The organism is Pseudomonas sp. MHK4 (genome assembly GCF_054600775.1).
Genome location: NZ_BAAIAK010000064.1, coordinates 1 through 509 on the forward strand (window position 1 = coordinate 1; position 509 = coordinate 509).

The following is a 509-nucleotide window of genomic DNA, read 5'->3' on the forward strand; positions in this document are numbered from 1 at the left end:
GACACGTCTTCATATGGTAGATGCAAGTAAAGAACATTCTGGAGCAGATTTCTGGAATCCGATGAGTGTAGAAGAAGCGCGTGAACTTGCATAAGAACATAATGTAGAAATTAAGGATACAATGGAAGTTGGTCATATTATTAATGAATTCTTCGAGCAAAAAGTAGAAGATAAATTAATCCAACCAACATTTATTTACGGTCATCCGGTAGAAATTTCGCCACTTGCGAAAAAGAATGACGAAGATCCACGATTCACAGATCGTTTCGAATTATTTATCGTTGCACGTGAACATGCAAATGCATTCACTGAGTTAAATGATCCAATTGATCAGAAAGAACGTTTTGAAGCGCAATTAAAAGAACGCGAACAAGGTAATGATGAAGCTCACATGATGGATGATGATTATATCGAAGCTCTTGAGTATGGTATGCCTCCTACGGGTGGACTAGGAATTGGTATTGATCGTCTTGTTATGTTATTAACGAATGCACCATCTATTCGTGATG

1 pseudogene is annotated in these 509 nt (G+C 37.5%); it reads left to right on the forward strand.

The annotated features are described in order from the left end of the window. Positions 1–151: 151 nt before the first annotated feature. Positions 152–509 (forward strand): annotated as a pseudogene (locus ACYP2Q_RS31530) (amino acid--tRNA ligase-related protein); the annotation flags it as partial.